This window comes from Pseudomonas sp. HY2-MNA-CIBAN-0224 (assembly GCF_040310285.1).
GTDB lineage: Bacteria > Pseudomonadota > Gammaproteobacteria > Pseudomonadales > Pseudomonadaceae > Aquipseudomonas > Aquipseudomonas helleri.
In genome coordinates, this window is the sequence record NZ_JBEOPQ010000026.1 from 1 (window position 1) to 19,235 (window position 19,235).

Here is a 19,235-nt window from a genome sequence, read left to right on the forward strand (position 1 = left end):
GAGCTTGTCTCGCGATCTTTTGCTTTTAAAGATCAAAAGATCGCGAGACAAGCTCGCTCCTACAGCGGCAGGGGTATGGCTTAGAACGTCGTGCGCAGGCCTACTTCAACACTGCGGCCCGGTGCCGGGGCGATGTCTCGCAGGATTGAGCTGGCATAACGCACGGTCTGGTCGGTCAGGTTGTCGCCTTTGACGAAGGCCAGCCACTGGCTGCCGCCCACCGTAAAGTTGTAACCGGCGCTGGCGCCCAGGGTGGTGTAGCCATTGGTGCCCGACTCGTTGTCCGGTACGCGGCCCTGGTTGCTGGCGTGTTCAACATCGACCCGTGCCTGCCAGCGATTGAGTTCCCACAGCAAACCGCTGCTCAGGCGCAACGGCGCAATACGGGGCAACGCTTCGCCAGTATCGAGGTTGGTGGCGCGGGTGTAATCGCCCGACAGTTCCAGTGCAAATTTGCCGTAGGCGCTTTCGCCAAGCTTCCAGTGATCCTTGGCCTCAAACCCTACGAAACGTGCACGTACGCCGGAGTAGGTGTATTCCGGAATACCGCTGGCGTCTGGCTCGCCTTCGTCGTTCAAGGTGCGGCCCGTGCCGAGAAGGCCGATGTAGTTGGAGAAGTGGCTGTAGAACACGCCAACGCTGCCGTTGTGGGTGCCATTGTCAAAGCGCAGGGCCAAGTCGCTGGACACGGCCTTTTCTTTTGACAGGTTAGGGTTACCCAACTCGTAAGTGCCGGTGGCAACGTGTGCGCCGTTGGCATACAGCTCGTAGAAGGTCGGCGCGCGCTCGGTGTAACCCAGCGTCGCGGCCAGCGACCAGATCGGTGTCAGGGTGAACACCGCGCCTGAAGACAGGCTGCCCGCGGTGAAGCGCTTGGAGTTGTCGGCTGCTTCGAAGCGCTCATTGCCCTTGGCATTCGGGTCAACCACGGTGTGTTCCAGGCGCCCGCCGAGGCTGAGTTTGAGTCGCTCGGTGGCTTGCAGCTCTTCAAGAATAAATAGCGCGCCGGTGGTGGTGTCGGTCTGCGGTACGAAAGCCTCTTCGCCAAGGGCCGAGAATTCGTTGCGGTTGACTTGCGCGCCAATCACCCCGTTCAACGGGCCGATCGGCACATGACGCGCTTCAACACGTGCTTCGTAGCCTTTGTTCTTGAAGGTGGTGCCGACTTCGCCGCCTTCGATCTCGCGGTGTTCGTAGTCGGTGTAGCCGGCGTTCAGTTTGAGCGAGCTGAACGGGCCTTGCAGGTTGCGGATCTCCGAGGCGAAGGCGTAGTGATCCTGCTTCATGCGGATGCGCACGTCGTCTTCCGCAGGGGAGCCGTAGTTGGAGTCGTAGTTACTGTAGGAGATGCCCGCGTAGCCGTCATCCCATGTGTAGGAACCGCCAACCGCACCGCCGTCCTGTCGGCCACTGCTATTGCTCAGGCGGCCTTTCTTTTGATCGCTGTCGTCTTCGCCTTCCGGGGCGTGACGGTCGCGGGCGTAACCGGGGATTTTCAGGTCGTTGAACTGGCGGGCATTAGCGTCCAGGTGCAGGGCAAACGTGCCGTCACCGGCTTCCAGCTTGCCTGCGCTGCTGCGCGTGGTGTCGGCGCCGCCATAGCGCAATTCGCCTGCACCTTGAATGCCGTTGATGGCTTGGGTCGGGATGCGGTTGTCGAAGGTGTTGACCACGCCACCAATGGCGTTGCCGCCGTAAAGCAGGGCGGCCGGGCCTCGGACGATTTCGATGCGCTCAACGTTGACCGGGTCCAGTGGCACGGCGTGGTCGTAGGACAGCGACGAAGCGTCCAGCGCGCCCACGCCATTGCGCAAAATGCGGATCCGGTCGCCGTCCAGGCCGCGAATGATCGGTCGGCTGGCGCCCGGGCCGAAGTAAGACGACGACACACCCGGTTGCTTGTTCAAGGTTTCACCCAGGCTGGCTTGTTGCTGCAGTGTCAGGTCATCACCTTCCAAAACGGTAGTGGGAGAAGCCAGCTGGCTGCTGCCCAGCGGGTTGCCGGTGATGACTTGGGGTTGCAGCTCCAGGGCATAGGCGGGGGAGGCGATAAGCAGGGCCGTGGCGAGCGGCGTCAAACGCAGACGGCGCAGTGGGCGTGGCAAAGCAGGGGAGGACATTGCAGATTCCTTGGCAAGGGTGATGAAAAGCGTGGCGCTGAGCGCTCTGATAACGACTGTATAGTTACAATATAACATCGCATTTGGTCGCGCCAAGCGGAACTTTTTCTGCAAGGGCTCAGGCCCCGCTAAACTCACCGTGTTCCAAATGACTGGCCCCTGAGCTAAGGTGCGCGGCTTTCCTACTTCTGCTTAAAAAGGCTCGGCATGACTGAACCCAACAACAACCCCCTGCACGGCGTCACGCTGGAACAGATCCTGATTGCGCTGGTGGCGCATTACGAGTGGGAAGGGCTGGCCGAGCGCATTGATATTCGCTGCTTCAAAAGCGATCCGAGCATCAAGTCGAGCCTGACGTTTTTGCGTAAAACGCCGTGGGCGCGTGAGAAGGTCGAGAAGCTCTACGTGAAATACGCCCGCACCAAGCGCGAGCTCTGATCGGCGTATGCGTGCAGCGCACACTCACCGCTGGTTCGCGTTAATGGCCATTCTGGGCTGGAGCGGGTTGGCGATTCAGCTCGACCTTGTGCTGATTGCCCGCTGGACATCCGGCGCTAGCCTGCTGGGCGGGCTGGTCAATTACTTCAGCTTTTTCACGGTGCTGACCAATACCCTGACCGCCACCGTGCTGACTTACGCCGCTCTTGCGCAGGATTCCAAGGGCCGGAGGTTTTTCTTGCAGCCGTGGGTTAGCAGCGGGATTACTGTGAGCATCATCGTGGTGGGCGCCGCCTACAGCTTGTTGCTGCGCAACCTTTGGCAACCGCAGGGGCTGCACTGGCTGGCCAATGAACTGTTGCACGATGTCATGCCCGTGCTGTTCACCCTGTATTGGTGGTTTTGCGTGCCCAAAGGTACATTGCGCCTGAGCCATATCGCGGTGTGGGCGCTGTACCCGATTGTGTACTTTGCCTATTTGCTGTGGCGCGGGCATACGCTGGGCATCTACCCGTACCCGTTTATTGATGTCAACAAACTGGGGTATGCGCAGACGTTTGTGAACGCGTTGGGGATTTTGGCGGGGTTTGTGGCGGTGGCGCTGCTGATGGTGGCGATTGACCGCTGGCGCGGCCGATCATCCGCCAAACCTCTGTAGGAGGGGCCGCCCCGTCTTCGACGCCGCGCTGTCGCGCAGCAAACAGGACAGCGAGTATCTTCAGCATCCCCCAATCGGTTCCCTCTCCTTCGGGAGAGGGCTAGGGTGAGGGGCTCTTGATTTTTTGTACATATCCGTTGCTGCGGCAACGGCCACTTAGGGTTCCGGCCTTACGCCGTGCCACTTTGAAAAGCGCAAAGTGGCCAAACGCTTTTTGCCCCAACCCCTCGGTGCCTCGCTTAGGCTCGGCATGCCCTCACCACAGGCCTTGCTTAGAGTGCCGCCGCGATCGGCCATCCCTGGCCGTGTCGCGGCTAACCCGGCGTCCTGCCGGGTTACCCTCTGCGCAACACCTGCGTTCGGCCAGCGTGGTTTAACGGGGCCTCTTAGATCAAGATCAAAAACCAGATCAAGATCAACAGATCGCGAGCAAGCTCGCTCCTACAGTAAAACGGGATATTTGGGATTACTCTTGCGGGCTGTCGTCCAGGCGCCAGTAACCCACGGCTTTAACGAATTCATCGTTCAGGCCGTGGGTGTCGAGCAAGATGCGACGCACTTTGCGTGACAGCGCGCTTTCAGTCGCGACCCAGGTGTACAGCTCGCCTGCTGGAACCTTCAGGTGTTCGACGGTGCTCAGCAGGTCTTCTGCTGGCGCATCGCGGTGCACCCAAATCACTTCAACCGATGCAGCGCTGTTCAGCGGCTGTTGTTCCTGCGCGTTTTCAATTTCAACCACCACCAGCGCACGGCGATTGGCCGGTAGCTCTTCGAGACGGCGGGCAATGGCCGGCAGGGCGGTTTCGTCGCCGATCAGCAGGTAGCTGTCGAAGATATCCGGCACGATCATCGAGCCGCGTGGGCCGCCGATGTGCAGGAACTGGCCCGGTTGGGCTTGCGCGGCCCAGGTGGAGGCAGGGCCGTCGCCGTGCAAGACAAAATCCAGATCTAGCTCAAGCGCGTCCAGGTCGTAGCGGCGCGGGGTGTAGTCGCGCATGGGCGGCATGACTTTGTTTTTGATCCCGCCGCTCAGTTCCACGTTCTCCAGAGCGCTTTGTTCTTCGGCGGTCTGCGGGAAAAACAGCTTTACGTGGTCGTCGCTGCCCAGGCTGATAAAACCGGCCAACTCGGGGCCGCCCACCGTGATGCGGCGCATGCGCGGGGTCAGGTCGACCACGCGCAGCACCTCTAACTTGCGACGTTTGATTTCATGCATGACGCGGTGAATGGTTTGGGGGTTAGCGGTATTCATTCAGCGTTCTCCTGCGCAGGCTGGGCAGTAACAGGGCCATCGACGATGGCTTTGGCGGTGTTGTTGAGCAAGTCGCGTACCCGGGCAATTTCTGCCGGGTTCCAGCGACCATGGTGCATCTGCAAGGCATGGCGCAGGTTGTGCACCGCCTCGTGAATTTCGGCAGGCCGGTCATGGCCGCGCAGCGAGCGCTTGCTGACGTCGATGCGCATGCGCACACCGTCCAGTGCAATGGCTTGATCCAGCAGAGACTGGCGACCGGCGTCGGTCACGCTGTAGCGTTTTTTCCCGCCTGCGGCGTCGCCTTCAATCAGCTCGCTTTCTTCCAGAAAGGTCAGGGTCGGGTAGATCACGCCCGGGCTCGGGCTGTAGGCGCCATCGAACATGCCTTCGATCTGGCGGATCAGGTCGTAGCCATGGCAAGGCTGCTCGGCAACCAGGGCCAGCAGCAGTAATTTCAGATCGCCGGGGGCAAATACCCGTGGGCCTCGGCCGCCGCGTTGACCGGCGCGTTTTTCAAAACCGTCTTGACCGACATTGTGTTCGCGGTGGTGGGGGTGGTGATGCTCTCTCATTTTCGTCGTCCTCTGTGTGTGCGAAGCAACTTAAGATATATCTTAAGGTTGTGCAAATAGAATTGACGAACGGTAATTGTTCTCATCTTTGTGGGGAGTGGGACGGGTGAAAATGGGGCCGCTGCGCTGCCCATCGCAGCCTTCAGCAGCGGCTACAGGTTTTTACAGGCGCGCAAAGTGACGGGATAGAGCCCTTGCTCAGGGTAAATACGCCCTAGGTAGGGGAATGACTGTGCACCAACCCTGTGCAATACTCGCCGCCGATCTCAGTAGGGCATTTCCCTTTTGAACGTCCGACCCACGAGGTTAGAGGCCTTTGCAAGGGGAGTCTGGCAACCGGCCAAGCTCTTGGAACGCTCTAGTGATGCACATCCAATAACAATTATGAGGTTGTACTTTTATGCCAGTCGGCAACCACCAGCCCCACGGTGAAACCGCGCAGGGCGGCCCGCTCAAACGCGAACTGGGCGAACGCCACATCCGCTTGATGGCGCTTGGCGCCTGTATCGGCGTAGGCCTGTTCCTGGGCTCGGCCAAAGCGATCGAAATGGCCGGTCCGGCCATCATGCTGTCTTACATCCTGGGTGGCCTGGCCATTCTGGTGATCATGCGTGCATTGGGCGAAATGGCCGTGCACAACCCGGTAGCCGGCTCTTTCAGCCGCTATGCGCAAGACTACCTCGGCCCGTTGGCGGGCTTTTTGACCGGCTGGAACTACTGGTTCCTGTGGCTGGTGACGTGCGTTGCCGAAATCACCGCCGTGGCGGTGTACATGGGCATCTGGTTTCCGGATGTACCGCGCTGGATCTGGGCTCTCGCGGCACTGCTGAGCATGGGGTCGATCAACCTGATCGCGGTTAAGGCGTTCGGTGAGTTCGAGTTCTGGTTTGCCTTGATCAAGATCGTCACCATCATCGCGATGGTGATCGGCGGCATCGGCATCATTGCTTTCGGTTTCGGCAATGACGGCGTAGCGCTGGGTATCTCTAATCTCTGGACCCAGGGCGGCTTTATGCCGAACGGGATTCAGGGCGTGCTGATGTCGCTGCAAATGGTGATGTTTGCCTACCTGGGCGTCGAAATGATCGGCCTGACCGCCGGTGAAGCCCGTAACCCGCAAAAGACCATCCCGAGCGCGATTGGCTCGGTGTTCTGGCGCATTCTGCTGTTCTACGTGGGCGCACTGTTCGTCATCCTGTCGATCTACCCGTGGAACGAAATCGGCACCCAAGGCAGCCCGTTCGTCATGACGTTCGAGCGCTTGGGCATCAAAACCGCAGCGGGCATCATTAACTTTGTGGTGATCACCGCAGCCTTGTCGTCTTGCAACGGCGGCATTTTCAGCACCGGCCGCATGCTTTACAGCCTGGCGCAAAACGGTCAGGCCCCGGCCAACTTCGCCACCACTTCGCAAAACGGCGTACCGCGCAACGCACTGCTGCTGTCGATTGCCATGTTGCTGCTGGGCGTTGTGCTCAACTACCTGGCGCCGGAGAAGGTGTTTGTGTGGGTGACGGCGATTGCGACCTTCGGTGCGATCTGGACCTGGTTGATGATCTTGCTGGCGCAACTGCGTTTTCGCAAAAACCTCAGCCGTGAAGAGGCGGCCGCACTCAAGTACCGCATGTGGCTGTACCCTTACAGCTCCTTTGCGGCGCTGGCGTTCCTGCTGATGGTGGTCGGGCTGATGGCCTACTTCGAAGAAACCCGCGTGGCCCTGTTTGTAGGCCCGGCGTTCCTGATCTTGCTGACGGTGTTGTTCTACGTGTTCAAACTGTCGCCAAAAGATCAGACCGCAGTGGCTTCTTCAGCTCATTAAGGTCTGCTTAAAACGCTGCCTGTAAAAGAGAGCACGCCTCGCGATCTTTTAAAGACCAAAAGATCGCGAGGCATACGTCATGCCTTAGGCGCCATCCCCAGCCGCTTGTTCCAGTCCAGCCACTGGGCCAGCACGGCCATCAGCCCTACGCCCATCAGGGCGCTGAACACCTGCACTGCCCAGCCGTCGCCGCCCAGCGCATTGAACATGTCTGCCAGCGGGGCGAGGATCACGCCCAGGCAGAACACCTCCAGCGAATAACGACCCATGCGGCAGACTTGCCGGGCGAGCCATTGGTTCAGCCATTGGCCGTGGGGCACGATTTTGGCCACCACATACACCAAGGCCAGAAAGTGCAGTAAGCGCAGAGGGGACAAGTTGGTCTTGCTGATGGGGTACACCCACTCGCCCAACGCCACGGGCATGACTGCGTCGTGCAGGTGCGGCCATTTCCATGACACCGCCACCAGCCCGGTGACCAGCAGGTAAACCACCGCCCCCAGAAACAACGGTTGTTGGCTTAACGGCCGATGATCAACCGCTGGGTTGTCCTGGCCATACAGCGCCAGCGCGCCGCCGAGAATAAACAGGAACTGCCAGGCAATCGGGTTAAAAAACCACACGCCGCCTTCTTGTGAGGCGAAGTTCCAGTACGGCGCTATCAAGTACAGCGCCAGCGAAACACCCACCACGTAGCGCGCTTTGCGCAGCAGCATGGGCAGGACCAGCGGCAAGCCGATCAGCAGCACGATGTACAACGGTAGCGGGTCCATCAGGTTGGGCTTGAAGCGCAGCAGCAACTCATCGGTGAGTGCCTGCTGCGGGTTGCTCAAGAAGTACTGCAAACCCATTTCTTGCACCAGGTCACGGGTTTCAACGTGGCTGTTGGCAAAAAAGACGATGCCCATCAGCACCGCAAGCAAGAAGATATGCACCACATACAGCACCCAGGCGCGGCGCCAGATCTTCACGCTGGCGATCAACAAGCCATCACGCCGGGCAATTTTGCCGTAGGCCAGCACGGCGGCATAACCGGCCAGAAAGACAAAAATCTCCGCCGCATCACTGAAACCGAAATTACGCACGGTCAGTTCAGCCAGCGGGTTGTGCGGGATGTGGTCCCAAAAAATAAAGATCAGCGCCAGCCCGCGAAAAAAGTCTATGCGGTGGTCGCGTCCGTTAATCATCACGGCAAATTCTCAAGCAGAAGGTAATAAAGTCTTACGCGATAAACAGAAGTTTCGCGCCGCACATCGGCGGCGCGCAGGGTGAAGCTATTGGGCGAGAAATGCAAAGTTCGGGTATTACTGATTGTCACTGAAGTTCGGATTTATTCGTCCTGGTTGACGGACAGTTGTTTTTTATCCAGTAGGGTTTGCGTGAGTTTGACCATCACTTCGTCGAGTTCAGCACGGGCCTTGAGTTGTAACGCGTAGTAGTCCTCATCGAGCATCGGCGCTTTGGTAAGCACCTTTTGCTCATCCACCCCCAGCTTTTTCGCCAGGGTTTTCAAGTCATGGGTCAGCGTTTGAAGGGCATCGCTGTCGCCTTCGGCCTGCTTTTCGGCCCACTGTTCCTGCAGCTCCTGCAACTGATCGATGTCTTTGATGCGCTGTAGGTGCGGCTCACGCTCAGCCTCAATCTCTGCGCCGTAGTGCTCAGTCAGATAATCCATCCAGGGCTCTTCCTCGAGCATTTTTTTCGGCAGGTAGCCGGGGATTTTTTCCTGGTTAATGACCAGGTTGAAGGCCTCTTCAATTTGCGCGGGAGTGATTTTCGCCAGGGTGCGAAACTTCATATGCGAAGGCTGCCAAGGCAGTTCCAGGCGGTCGCCGAGGTCAACCTGATAGATCAGTTGCACTTCGAGCGGGTCAGGTTTGAGTTCTGCGATCTGTCCCGGCGAGAGCCGGGCTTCCTCGCGGGCTGTGTTGTAGGCGCTGGTCTGGAGGTCGATTTGGGTTTGCGCGATGTCATCCAGTTGCAGCAGGCGTGTCCGGCCCTTGATCAATTTGACCAGTTCGGTCTCTTTGGCGACGCCTTGCAGTAGACCGATCTCATGCAGCAGCACCTTGTAGCCAAATCGGCTGAATACCGTCTGGACGCGGTCAATGCAGGTTTGATGCTCAACCGCGCCGCCAAAAAATTCGTGCCTGAGCGAGGTGTCTTCAGCGGCCGCCGCGATGACACGCCACACCCGTTGGGTGAGTTGTTCACGTGCAAAGCGAAAGTCAGGCGACTCCGACAGGTCATGAATCACCCTGAAAAAATCCCGATTACCGGGCTCTGCTTGCAGGGCTGACCAGAGTTCGAGCCTGCCCTGGCGCTGGCTTGAAGGCTGCGTCTTATCCAGCCAGACGTCCGCCGGATGTGGCGCAGAGCCTTGCGCATGCACGCGCGCTTCAAAGCGCAAGCCCAGTTGTTCGCGATAAGCCATCACTGCTTCAAGTGTAGCGGTGGGCAGTGGGTTGCCATGAACATAGGTGCTGCGCAAGCGCTCTCGAGGCAACTGGAAAAAACTCTCCGGCAGGGCCGTCAGGTTGTTCTCCCGAAGATCAAGGTGGGTCAGGTCATCCAGCGTCTCAACACCTGTGGGCCATGCCATAAGGCGGGTATTTCTGAGGTTCAGTTGCTGCAATTGAGTCATGCGGCTGAAGACGGGGACCTCACCCAACGGGTTATTGCTCAAGTCAAGCGTGCGCAGTTGGGTCATTTCGCTGAATGTGCCGGCCGCCTCTGCGGTCAGGGTAATGCTGTTGCCACCCAGGTGCAGATGGGTCAATGAGTCCAGATCGAAAATGCTCGAAGGTATTTCAAGCAGATGCGTTGAACTCAATTTGAGCGAAGTCAGACCAGGGAAATGCCTCAGAAACCCATTGATACCGGGTTGCAGGTAAAAGTTGCTGAACTGCAATTGTTTGACATGGCTGAAGTCTGCGGTGAGTTCGGGAAGTGCACCGAAGTGGATACCGTCAATGTCCAGCGTTACGCCTGACGGTATCTCGGTGCTGCCTCGGGGTCTGGTGATTCTGCGTTGCCAGCACTTGATCAGCTTGTTGATGACCCGTTGCCTGTCCATGGGATGAACCAAACGGACATGGTGGCGACTGACCTGAGCCAGCTCCGGCGGTTTGGCTTTCCAGTTTTCGAGGTCTTTGACCAGCGTTCTAAACTCTGTCTTCAAGGCTTCGAGGCGCTGCAGGCCTTCGCGGCTGTAGAGGTCTTCAAGCCCCAAAAACTCTTCAACCGCCTCGGCTGTATGGGTTGGGTACAACTCGGTTATCAGGCTTCTGACTCGCCGCGGGTTTGATCTGAAACAGGCGAACGGTGATCGGGCGCAGCGCGCTGCAGCCGGCTGAGGGAATGAATCGACGGGGCGTCCTTTTGCCAGTTGCATGGGTGAAGTGTCTTGGCCACGGGGTATTTGCAGCACATCCCGCAGGGCGCTGCGGCTCATGGGCGCGCGCTGCGCCAGCGCTGCCTTGAGGGCCGGGCCCTGGGCCGGATGGGGAAACCCCAGTGCTCGGCGCTGTACATCGGGCAGGGCATGCAACACGCTGGCGTAGAGGTCATCCAGGCCATGCAGGTTGAGGTTATTGGCGTCGTAGGTCTGATAACGAGCCCCTTCCTTGACCAACACTTTAAGGATTGGAGCATCGGCTGCGCCCACATGGTCGAGCAGCCGGCCTGAAAATTCGCCGTCGCGCACTTCGATGCGCACGTCTTTCGACCAGCCCGGCATGTCCGCAAGGCTGTGCAAAATCAGTTTTTGCGTGTCGGCATTGTTCAGGTATTCAAGGTAAAGGCCTTCAAAGGCCCGGGTCAGGCGCAGTTCCTGAGCGTAAAGAGTGGCTTCCTGGGCAATGCGCACGGGCACCCGTATTTGCTTTTCGAGTACTTCCAACTCGGCTTGCGTGGCAGAGACCAGCAGTTCATTGACCACCGGGCCGGGAAGGGTGGGGAAGCGCTTGAGTAATTGCTGTGCTGCAGGTGAATCCGGCATGGGCGGTGACATGTAACGCGAGGTAAAGAGTTTGCCTGTCCGTTGTCTGGCTCGCCGGGTCAGGCGTTTGTGCAAGGCGTCGGCCTTTTCCGCCAAGCTGCTGCCAATCTCACCCTGCTCAGTACTGAGCCCCACCAGCGCGGTCACTTCTTCGGGAGCCAGGGATTCGAGCACCACTTTCAACATCTCGCCACGGCGCAACTGGCTGTCGAGGACCTGGATGATGGGCAGTTTTTTGGTCGCGTTATTGCCGTACTCAGTGATGGTTTTTCCCTCTGTATCGATAAAGCGCAAGGCTTTGGTGGGAGGCCACATATCCTCCTCAACCAGCAGTTGGAGCTGAATCTGCGGGTCGGCTGTTCGATCTCCCGCCTGCATCCGCTGGATAAAACGTTGCAAGTCCTGGTCGATGGCCAAGCGTGTGATGCTGTCATCGAGCAGTGCCGGAGGCGGGCTTTGGTCGACGTGCACCTGAAGGAGTTCAGCGTCGTCGACACCGCAGGCATGCAGCATCTGTTCAACCGTGTCACTGTCGACGGTGCTCAGGGTGGGGTGCAGGCGCCTGAACAAGGTGTTTTTATCCCAATCGGCATGCTCTTCTGCTCCGTGTTTCCAGGCGCCGTGGTTGTTATGGGACAACTCAGGCCCATAGGCCGATGGTTGCGTGGGGTGGAGCAGTCGATACGTCTGCTCGCCGGTTTTTTCAACGCAGTAGTGCTTGTCTTCCAGCTTCAGGTAATAGCGGCTCATGTGGTAATACAGGCCCTTGGCATCGGGCTTTAGCGCCGGGGGCAGGCTGATGTCATGTTCGAAGGGGGTGATATCGGGCTTCCAGAGCCGGGTTTGCCCTTGCTCTTGGGTAAAAACTGCCAATTCTTCAATCAGCGGCACGGGTTTTACCGGCAACGGGCGGGCGAATTCCGAGGCTAATTTGCCAATGGCCGCGGCAGTGGCCAGATTGATCAGCACACTTTTGGTGTAGGCCCAGGCGAGGTCCTTGTCATCTTGCTCCCAGGCTTCAATGCCGTGGTAAACGTCGTTCATGATCTGCGCTGCAAAAACCACCGCCATGACTTCGCCCAGCCCCGGCACAAAGAATGCGGCGACGTTCAGCACATTCAGGCTGACGTCCAGGTAATGCTCCAGGCGATCCAGTAAGGCGATGCGATTGATGTCATCGGTCGGCACGGCCAGGAACCGTGCATCCGCCATCAATTGCTGGATCTTGCGGGTATACAAATGCTGGAAGAGATTACCGGAGACAGGCTGCTGGGTCATTCCCAACGGGTCTCTGCCGCCTTTTGCAAAACGGTTGTTAAAACGTTTGGTCAGTGCAAGTTTCTGTGATTGCGGGGCCAGGTGAATAAAGAACTCACGGTAAGTGGCGTCTTGCAATTTAATCATTAAGTCGGCGTGGGCGGCTCTTAAATTGTCGTACTCTTTCAAGCAACTGATCGGGTCGCCAGGGATATAAACAATACAACGCTGTTCTTGTTCAAGAGGGTCGCCATGAAAAAGGACCATGGATGAAAATTGCACTTCATCCAGTTTCATATAGTTACAGCTTATGGGCAGAGTGCCAAATAAAGATCGTTCATCTCCCGCACCCAAACGCATCAAGGTGGCGTGGGTCTCGGGCTTGATATGTTTACTCATCAAGGCCACATCGGCTTGTAATAACAGCATGCTGCGCTCATGGTCGATAAAAGCAGAGGCGACCGCGAGTTTGTCTTGCGCGTGAGGCGGTCTGACAATGGCGGCCAGATGTTCCTGGTAGCGTTTCCCGATATCCAGTTCCCGGCATAAACGGGCGAAGGCAGCGGGGTCAATCTCAAGCAGTTTTGGCGCCGGGTCGCTGGAGCGCGTGGATTTGTAATCCCAGAGATGTGAGCCTCTCGGTATGCCGCCCGTTTCAGCTTGCTCCGGCAAAAAATTGTGCAGGGCGGCTTGCAAGAGCGTCTGTGTGGCACGGCTTGTAATCTCCCCTGTGAAGGTATTGAGCGTCGTGAGGGTGATCACGTTTTTTCTGACATCACAGGCAATCCCGAACGCTTTTAACAAGGCGTCTTGCAACAGGGGTTCGGCAAAGGCCTCGACACTGCTGATGTCGTCCAGATAATGGCGAAGATTGATCAGGTGAGTACGTGACAGTGCTTGATGTTCGCGAAGACCTTGTTGCTGTTCAGCACTCAGAAGGTTGTAACCGGACATCGGCGGATAGGCTTGATTGTGCAGGGCTGGAATCAATGAAGCATGAAAGTTATTGATCGCTGATTGTGCTTTGGCTTTGATCAGGTCGTGATGAATACCCAGGTCTTTTAAATCAGGCGGTTTTAATGATGTGTGGGTTAACGGAGCAGTTGGCATGAGTGATATCCGCAGTAGGGGAAGTCATGCCAGTCTAGAAACAATGCCGGGACTATTAATAGGTTAAATAACTGATGGTGCGGTCGGTCACTTGAGCAAGTATTCAAGTGTTGTTGTTAACTATGTAATACCTTATTGCTCTACTGCTGTGTTGGACCTGTACCCGAACATTAAACTTTTGATGTTCGGGAACAGGCATCCGATCACGCAGCGGTGATCACGTCAGGTTCAAAACTGTCCGCTCGGGCCATTTGCCACATGCGCGAATAGAACTCGCCATTGGCCTCGCCGGTCAGCAGCTCGCCGGGTTTGAGAAACACGTGCAACTGGGAGAACAGCTTGATTTCTGTGCGAGAGATACGCCGTACCAAATGTTTGGCGTTCAGTTGTGCGGGGTGCTCAAGACCCGCAGCGGCGAGCATTTCGGCCAGCGCCTTGAGGGTGTTGGTGTGGAACTGGAACACCCGCTGAGCTTTATCGGGCACTACCAGGGCGCGCTGGCGCAGCGGGTCTTGGGTGGCTACGCCGGTCGGGCATTTGTTGGTGTGGCAGCTCTGCGACTGGATGCAGCCAATCGCGAACATAAAGCCGCGTGCCGAGTTGGCCCAGTCCGCGCCAATGGCCAGCACGCTGGCAATATCAAAGGCGCTGACGATTTTGCCGCTGGCCCCGAGCTTGATCTTGTCGCGCAAGTTGAGGCCGACCAAGGTGTTGTGCACAAACAGCAGGCCTTCGCGCATCGGCGCGCCCATGTGGTCGGTGAACTCCACGGGTGCGGCGCCGGTGCCGCCTTCCTTGCCGTCAATCACGATGAAGTCAGGCAGGATGCCGGTTTCGAGCATGGCCTTGCAGATCCCCATGAACTCCCACGGGTGGCCCAGGCAGAATTTGAAGCCCACCGGTTTACCGCCCGACAACTCACGCAGTTGCGCGATGAAGTGCATCATTTCAATGGGGGTTGAGAAAGCGCTGTGGCGTGACGGCGAGATGCAGTCTTCGCCCATGGGTACGCCACGGGTTTCGGCAATTTCCGGGGTGACCTTGTGCTTGGGCAAAATGCCGCCGTGGCCTGGCTTGGCGCCTTGGCTCATCTTGATTTCGATCATGCGTACTTGCGGGGTTTGCGCCTGGGCGGCAAAGCGCTCCGGGTCGAAGCGGCCATCCGAGGTGCGGCAGCCAAAGTAGCCGCTGCCCAGTTCCCAGGTCAGGTCGCCACCGTTCTCGCGGTGGTAGGTGCTGATGCTGCCTTCGCCGGTGTCATGGGCAAAGTTGCCGAGTTTGGCGCCTTTATTCAGGGCGCGAATCGCATTGGCGCTTAACGAGCCAAAGCTCATGGCCGAGATATTAAAAATCGAGGCTGAATACGGTTGGGTGCATTGTGGGCCGCCGATGGTAATGCGAAAGCTGCTGGGGTCGGTCAATGGCGCGGGGCGCATGGAGTGGCCGATAAATTCAAAGCCCGGTTCGTACACATCAATCAGCGTGCCGAACGGTTTGTCGGCCGTTTCATTCTTGGCCCGCGAATACACCAACGAGCGCTGCGCCCGTGAAAAGGGTAGCGCGTCACTGTCGGACTCCAACAGGTACTGACGGATTTCCGGGCGAATGGCTTCAACCAGATAACGAATATTGCCCAGAATCGGGTAGTTGCGGCGCACCGCGTGGGGCCCCTGGAGCAAATCGAAAATGCCCAGCAGGCTCAGGGCCAACGTCACCGCAGTGAAGGGCCACAGCCACTCGTGGTGCATAAATGGAAGGCTGGCGAGGGTGAAAATGACACAAAAGGCAAAGAAGGCGTAACGGCTTAGTAACGACAGGCTCATACGGTTTTCCTTGGATTTGACGCTCAGGTCGGTCAGGCATTCTGCGCCTGTCGGTAAAGCCCGGACAAGGACTAAGGGCTCTGCGGCCGGGCTGAAGAGCCCTGAGCTTAGTCTGTCCGGGGTGTGCCATGCGCCTGTTGTGCCTGCGAAAAAATCGTAAAAAGCCTCTGGATTGCCTCAACGTGCCGCCCATGACAACTGCCCTGCGCGTCCACGGCATGCAATGGTCAGATCGGCTTGAAGCCTAGCCCCGCACGAAAGCGATTTTTGATGTAGTGACCATCACGCGGTGGCAGCACGCGTGGCGGGTTTTCAGCTTTGATCTTGATGGTCGCCAGCTTGATGCCGTCGCGCGTGGCGACACGCTCGCGCAGGTTGTGCACGCCTTGCATGTCACGGATTTCATCGGTCCAGCTGAAGCCGCAGGTCTTCGCGACCTGGTCCAGGGCAATACCAAAACCCGCATGACTGACCTGCATGCCGGTCTCGCCAAAGTGGCCGTTATCCAGCACCGCAATGGTCAGGTTGGCGGGTTTCTGAAGGGCGGCGGTGGCCAGGGCGCCGAAGCCCATCAGCAACTCACCATCACCCGTGACCACCACCACCGACTTGTCAGGCTGAGCATTGGCCAGGCCCAGGCCAACGGTGATGGCACTGCCCATCGCCGCCCACAGGTAATAATTCAGATCATGGTCGCCTGCGGCCATGACGTCATAAGCCGCTGAGCCCAGGCCGGTGACGACCAAAAGGTCCTTGCGGTCGGCCAACAGGTGTTTAACGACTTCGCGGCGGCACAGCGTGTGGTTTGCGCTTACTTGACCCATTTCTTTTCTCCAATCAGGCGTTGACCAAGCAGCAGAGCCGTCGCGCTATCGCCGTTGAATGCCATGGTTGCGGCACCGTGAAGCAGTGGCGCTACGTCTTGCGGGACGTCCGCGCGCCAGGTCATGACGTTCATCAGCTTCAGTGAAGCTTCGGTGGCCTGGCCCATAGGGTTCTGCCACGCGTTGAATTCAGCCCAGTCGCCGCGCAGGGTGACGACCATCAACAGCGGGAAACCGGCGCACACTTGAAGCGCCAGTGTATTGATGCAGTTTCCGACGCCACTGGACTGCATCAAGAGCGCGCCACGCTCCCCTCCCAGCCAGGCGCCAGCGAGGTAGCCGATGCCTTCTTCAGTAGTAAGCACGACGGCCTTGATGTCGGGGTCTGCATAAGCCATGCGGATGGCGGCTGAATGCCCCGCATCCGGGACGAAGACCACGTGTTTGACGTTATGGGCCTTGAGCACGCGAAAGACTTCTTCCTGCCACTCTTGCCCCACGGTGTGTTCTGCTTCTGTTGACATACCCATCTCCCGAGCAGTGCTGTTTTTGTGTTTTCAGCCATTCTGGGAGTGCTGGAACCCAACGGCGACTACCGCTTTTGTCTTTGAGATATGCCCGTTTTGTATCGTTGGTCGCCGTCTGTGTGGTTTGCCGGGCCCACACGGTAGTCTCCACAGTCGCAAGGTCTAACGGATAGGCCGAAATGCTATAGCTTGCCCTCAGCCCCCTGAGAGCCTTGGTGCAAAGCCTGCCCGCACGTCTTCAGGGCCAATGCACCGGCGGCCTGGCGCCTTCCCCCTGGCAGCATTGCGGGTACACTGAGGTGTCTTCGCCGCATGTCGCGCCGAGCCTGAATTTGACTGGCCTGGTAATGGATGTCGTTCAACTCAAGACCCTGATTCATGTTGCCGAGCTGGGTAGCCTTAGCAAGGCCTCTGACCGGCTTCACATCGCACAGCCGGCCCTCAGCCGACAAATTCGATTGCTGGAAAAAGAACTCGGCACTTATTTGTTTGATCGGCACGGGCGGGGAATGGAAATCACCGATGCTGGCCGCGAAGTGTTGGCGCATGCCACACGAATCATGGAGGAAATGGAGTCAATACGAAGTTCGGTTGCCGGTGGGAAGTCTTCATTTCGGGGCACCGTCATCATCGGCACTACGCCGACCGTCGCGGAAATCGCCACGGTCCCGCTGGTTCGAAAAGTCAAAGAACAACACCCAGATCTCGGTATCAGGTTCTCTTCTGCCTACAGCGGTCACCTGCTCGATTGGGTGCAACGTGGGGAGTTGGAGCTGGCGATTTCTTATGACCCGCAACCTCTGCATACGCTGCGGATCATGCCGGTGATGATGGAAAACCTGCTATTGGTGGGGCCCGCCAGCGCCAATCTGCGCATGGATACGCCAGTGTCATTCGAGTCTCTGGGAGGGAAACCATTGGTGTTGCCCAGTGCCCGACACAGTCTTCGCGTCATTCTGGATAACTGCGCGCGTGAAGTCGCCATCAAGCTAAAAACGAGCGTTGAAGCTGACTCTTTCGGCGCGATGATCGATCTGGTCCGCCATGGCTTTGGTTTGACCGCTTTGCCATTAGCTTCGATTCACGCACAGATCGAGTCCGGCGTGCTCAGTGCCGCACCTTTGGTCGACCCTGTCCCCATGCGTAAACTGGTCCAGGTGTTTCCTGCGGACAGGCGCGTCAGCCCGGCTGCAAAATGGGTAGGCGATACCTTTATCGAGATTGCCGCCGATCTGGTAAGTCGCAAGATGTGGGCAGGGCACATGCTCTGAGCCACTTGATTGGCCGGTCCCGTCATTCAAGAGACGGGATGGGGGGCGCCCTGGTCCCTTTGAGCCTGTAAAAAGATCGAGAACAGCTCTGATTGCGACTTGATGCCCAGCTTGCGGTAGATGTGCTTCTTATGAACTTTCACGGTTTCTACCGAGATATCCAGCTTGCGGGCAATCTCTTTGCTGGAGCAGCCGCTGAGCATCAAGCGGCCCACATCCAGTTCGCGGGCGGTCAGGTGCGTGCCCCATTCGTCGTTGAGCTCGGGGGGCTCGGGCGTACTTACTTGCTTGAGTTCGTAGGGTAGACGCTGGCGCAGCAGGCTCAGCACCCAAGGCTGGATCAGCGACAGCAGGGCGATCTGTTCGCGGTCAAAACGCTGGCGCGAGCCCAGTGACAGGCACAAGGTACGGCCGTCCGGCTGGTGGCTGTTGAACTGGATCTCATCGGCTACCACGTTCAGTCGAAAGTAGCGCTGGTAGTACTCGGTGAGTTCGAAATGCTCCGGCGCCACTTCGGCCAGGCGCAGCAAGCCGGTGCGCGAATGTTCGCGGCTGGCGATGTAGAACGGGTCAAGCAGGTAAAGGCCGTTGAGGTAGTCCTGAAACAACTGGTCGGGGCTGCCGTCCTGGCCCGGGCATTCGGCAAATACCAGCGGTTTGTGCTCGCTGCTGAACAGCAGCACCACCCAACTGTCAAACGGCACGTAGTGCTCCAGCAGGCGTACCAGTTGAGTCCAGAAGTTGGCCTGGTCCAGAGCGTCTATCATTTGCCCAACTGAACGGTGCCAGGCGATGTCTTCAAGCGACATGGTCATCAATCTACCCCTATCGGGTTACCCCCGCCGCGTGATTCCCTGGCAGGTTGTGGCTAAGCATACTGCGGCAACGAGAACACTTATAAAAGAACGGGAATACCCATGAAGGTCGAATTTGCTCAATTGGCAGGCCGTGACAACGGTACCGCCTACAACCTTGAACGGGCCCTTGCGTCCATTGCAGCGTGCGCGGCCGACACACAGTTGATCGTGTTCCCGGAAACGCACCTGATGGGTTTCCCCTCTGCCGAAACAGTAGCAGCGGTTGCCGAGTCTATCGACGGCCCGACTGTGCAGGCCATTATCCAGGCGGCTCAAGCGCGCAACATTGCCGTGGTCATCGGCATGGCCGAAAACGACGACGGCAAATTCTACAACACCACGCTGATGGTCAACCGGGTGGAAGAGGGCGATGGCGGGTTGTTGTTCGCGGGCGGCAGCGCCCTGGTGGACCCATTCGGCACGCTGCTGTTTGAAGCAGGGCGTGAAGAAGGCCAATTCCGCGTAGAGCTGGATCTGGCGCAATTGAAAGCGGCTCGCAAGGACTACCGCTACCTGGACGACCAGCGCTTGAAATTACCGGGTGAGGTAATCGAGCGCGCTGACGGGACACGGGAACTGTTGATCCCAGCGTAATTGGGACGCGGAGCGTCCAAGGCGACCTTCCTGCGCTGTGCGCGGGAAGGCTCGACCATAAAAAAAATCAGCTTCACCGACTTTCAGTTCTGCCATAAAACCAATAATCG

Annotated in this window: 14 protein-coding genes; 5 read left to right on the plus strand and 9 right to left on the minus strand. The window is 58.1% G+C overall.

Annotation, left to right across the window (positions count from 1 at the left end; genetic code table 11):
* Positions 1-80 precede the first annotated feature (80 nt).
* Positions 81-2,120: a TonB-dependent receptor gene (locus tag AAEZ03_RS13700; RefSeq protein ID WP_350579356.1), complete on the minus strand. Its 2,040-nt coding sequence runs from the start codon at positions 2,118-2,120 to the stop codon at positions 81-83.
* A 207-nt stretch (positions 2,121-2,327) separates the two neighbouring features.
* Here AAEZ03_RS13700 and AAEZ03_RS13705 point away from each other — a divergent pair, with 207 nt between their 5' ends.
* Positions 2,328-2,558: a VF530 family protein gene (locus AAEZ03_RS13705; protein ID WP_048367018.1), complete on the plus strand. Its 231-nt coding sequence runs from the start codon at positions 2,328-2,330 to the stop codon at positions 2,556-2,558.
* Positions 2,559-2,565: 7 nt separating this feature from the next.
* Complete coding sequence (locus AAEZ03_RS13710; protein WP_350579359.1) at positions 2,566-3,216, plus strand: Pr6Pr family membrane protein; 651 nt, start codon at positions 2,566-2,568, stop codon at positions 3,214-3,216.
* Positions 3,217-3,682: 466 nt separating this feature from the next.
* On the opposite strand, the gene AAEZ03_RS13715 is transcribed toward AAEZ03_RS13710, so the two are convergent.
* A complete protein-coding gene (locus AAEZ03_RS13715; protein ID WP_350579360.1) occupies positions 3,683-4,468 on the minus strand; it encodes a siderophore-interacting protein in 786 nt (261 codons plus the stop codon).
* The gene (locus tag AAEZ03_RS13720) at positions 4,465-5,043 is read right to left on the minus strand and encodes a PadR family transcriptional regulator (RefSeq protein ID WP_350579362.1); all 579 of its coding nucleotides are present in this window, start codon (positions 5,041-5,043) and stop codon (positions 4,465-4,467) included. Before AAEZ03_RS13720 ends, AAEZ03_RS13715 begins: the two co-directional genes overlap by 4 nt.
* A 400-nt stretch (positions 5,044-5,443) precedes the next feature.
* Between AAEZ03_RS13720 and AAEZ03_RS13725 the strand changes: the two genes are divergently transcribed.
* Positions 5,444-6,862 carry an amino acid permease gene (locus tag AAEZ03_RS13725; RefSeq protein ID WP_048367014.1) on the plus strand — a complete coding sequence of 473 codons (1,419 nt, stop codon included), beginning with the start codon at positions 5,444-5,446 and terminating at the stop codon, positions 6,860-6,862.
* Between the two features lie 77 nt (positions 6,863-6,939).
* Here the strand turns inward: AAEZ03_RS13725 and AAEZ03_RS13730 are convergent, their stop codons facing one another.
* The 5 genes from AAEZ03_RS13730 to AAEZ03_RS13750 form a co-directional block, all read right to left on the minus strand.
* Complete coding sequence (locus AAEZ03_RS13730; protein WP_273218803.1) at positions 6,940-8,049, minus strand: OpgC family protein; 1,110 nt, start codon at positions 8,047-8,049, stop codon at positions 6,940-6,942.
* 143 nt (positions 8,050-8,192) lie between these two features.
* Positions 8,193-13,229 (minus strand): dermonecrotic toxin domain-containing protein, encoded by a 5,037-nt coding sequence (locus AAEZ03_RS13735; RefSeq protein WP_350579365.1) that lies wholly within the window; start codon positions 13,227-13,229, stop codon positions 8,193-8,195.
* A 203-nt stretch (positions 13,230-13,432) separates the two neighbouring features.
* A complete protein-coding gene (locus tag AAEZ03_RS13740; protein WP_350579367.1) occupies positions 13,433-15,052 on the minus strand; it encodes an FMN-binding glutamate synthase family protein in 1,620 nt (539 codons plus the stop codon).
* 227 nt (positions 15,053-15,279) lie between these two features.
* Positions 15,280-15,876: a thiamine pyrophosphate-dependent enzyme gene (locus AAEZ03_RS13745; protein WP_262124900.1), complete on the minus strand. Its 597-nt coding sequence runs from the start codon at positions 15,874-15,876 to the stop codon at positions 15,280-15,282.
* The gene (locus AAEZ03_RS13750) at positions 15,864-16,400 is read right to left on the minus strand and encodes a thiamine pyrophosphate-binding protein (RefSeq protein WP_350579369.1); all 537 of its coding nucleotides are present in this window, start codon (positions 16,398-16,400) and stop codon (positions 15,864-15,866) included. Before AAEZ03_RS13750 ends, AAEZ03_RS13745 begins: the two co-directional genes overlap by 13 nt.
* A gap of 350 nt (positions 16,401-16,750) precedes the next feature.
* Here AAEZ03_RS13750 and AAEZ03_RS13755 point away from each other — a divergent pair, with 350 nt between their 5' ends.
* Positions 16,751-17,674 (plus strand): LysR family transcriptional regulator, encoded by a 924-nt coding sequence (locus AAEZ03_RS13755; protein WP_262124948.1) that lies wholly within the window; start codon positions 16,751-16,753, stop codon positions 17,672-17,674.
* A gap of 26 nt (positions 17,675-17,700) precedes the next feature.
* Here AAEZ03_RS13755 and AAEZ03_RS13760 read toward each other — a convergent pair whose 3' ends face one another.
* Positions 17,701-18,489, minus strand: coding sequence for a helix-turn-helix transcriptional regulator (locus AAEZ03_RS13760; protein ID WP_262124897.1), 789 nt, complete (start codon positions 18,487-18,489; stop codon positions 17,701-17,703).
* A 102-nt stretch (positions 18,490-18,591) separates the two neighbouring features.
* Here AAEZ03_RS13760 and AAEZ03_RS13765 point away from each other — a divergent pair, with 102 nt between their 5' ends.
* Entirely contained in the window at positions 18,592-19,125 is a 534-nt protein-coding gene (locus tag AAEZ03_RS13765) for a nitrilase-related carbon-nitrogen hydrolase (RefSeq protein WP_350579372.1), read from the plus strand.
* Positions 19,126-19,235 lie beyond the last annotated feature (110 nt).

Excerpts from the sequence above, each read along its gene's own strand:
- AAEZ03_RS13700 (WP_350579356.1), bottom strand. The coding sequence starts at position 2,120 with ATGTCCTCCCCTGCTTTGCCACGCCCACTGCGCCGTCTGCGTTTGACG.
- AAEZ03_RS13705 (WP_048367018.1), top strand. The coding sequence starts at position 2,328 with ATGACTGAACCCAACAACAACCCCCTGCACGGCGTCACGCTGGAACAG.
- AAEZ03_RS13710 (WP_350579359.1), top strand. The coding sequence starts at position 2,566 with ATGCGTGCAGCGCACACTCACCGCTGGTTCGCGTTAATGGCCATTCTG.
- AAEZ03_RS13715 (WP_350579360.1), bottom strand. The coding sequence starts at position 4,468 with ATGAATACCGCTAACCCCCAAACCATTCACCGCGTCATGCATGAAATC.
- AAEZ03_RS13720 (WP_350579362.1), bottom strand. The coding sequence starts at position 5,043 with ATGAGAGAGCATCACCACCCCCACCACCGCGAACACAATGTCGGTCAA.
- AAEZ03_RS13725 (WP_048367014.1), top strand. The coding sequence starts at position 5,444 with ATGCCAGTCGGCAACCACCAGCCCCACGGTGAAACCGCGCAGGGCGGC.
- AAEZ03_RS13730 (WP_273218803.1), bottom strand. The coding sequence starts at position 8,049 with ATGATTAACGGACGCGACCACCGCATAGACTTTTTTCGCGGGCTGGCG.
- AAEZ03_RS13735 (WP_350579365.1), bottom strand. The coding sequence starts at position 13,229 with ATGCCAACTGCTCCGTTAACCCACACATCATTAAAACCGCCTGATTTA.
- AAEZ03_RS13740 (WP_350579367.1), bottom strand. The coding sequence starts at position 15,052 with ATGAGCCTGTCGTTACTAAGCCGTTACGCCTTCTTTGCCTTTTGTGTC.
- AAEZ03_RS13745 (WP_262124900.1), bottom strand. The coding sequence starts at position 15,876 with ATGGGTCAAGTAAGCGCAAACCACACGCTGTGCCGCCGCGAAGTCGTT.
- AAEZ03_RS13750 (WP_350579369.1), bottom strand. The coding sequence starts at position 16,400 with ATGTCAACAGAAGCAGAACACACCGTGGGGCAAGAGTGGCAGGAAGAA.
- AAEZ03_RS13755 (WP_262124948.1), top strand. The coding sequence starts at position 16,751 with ATGGATGTCGTTCAACTCAAGACCCTGATTCATGTTGCCGAGCTGGGT.
- AAEZ03_RS13760 (WP_262124897.1), bottom strand. The coding sequence starts at position 18,489 with ATGACCATGTCGCTTGAAGACATCGCCTGGCACCGTTCAGTTGGGCAA.
- AAEZ03_RS13765 (WP_350579372.1), top strand. The coding sequence starts at position 18,592 with ATGAAGGTCGAATTTGCTCAATTGGCAGGCCGTGACAACGGTACCGCC.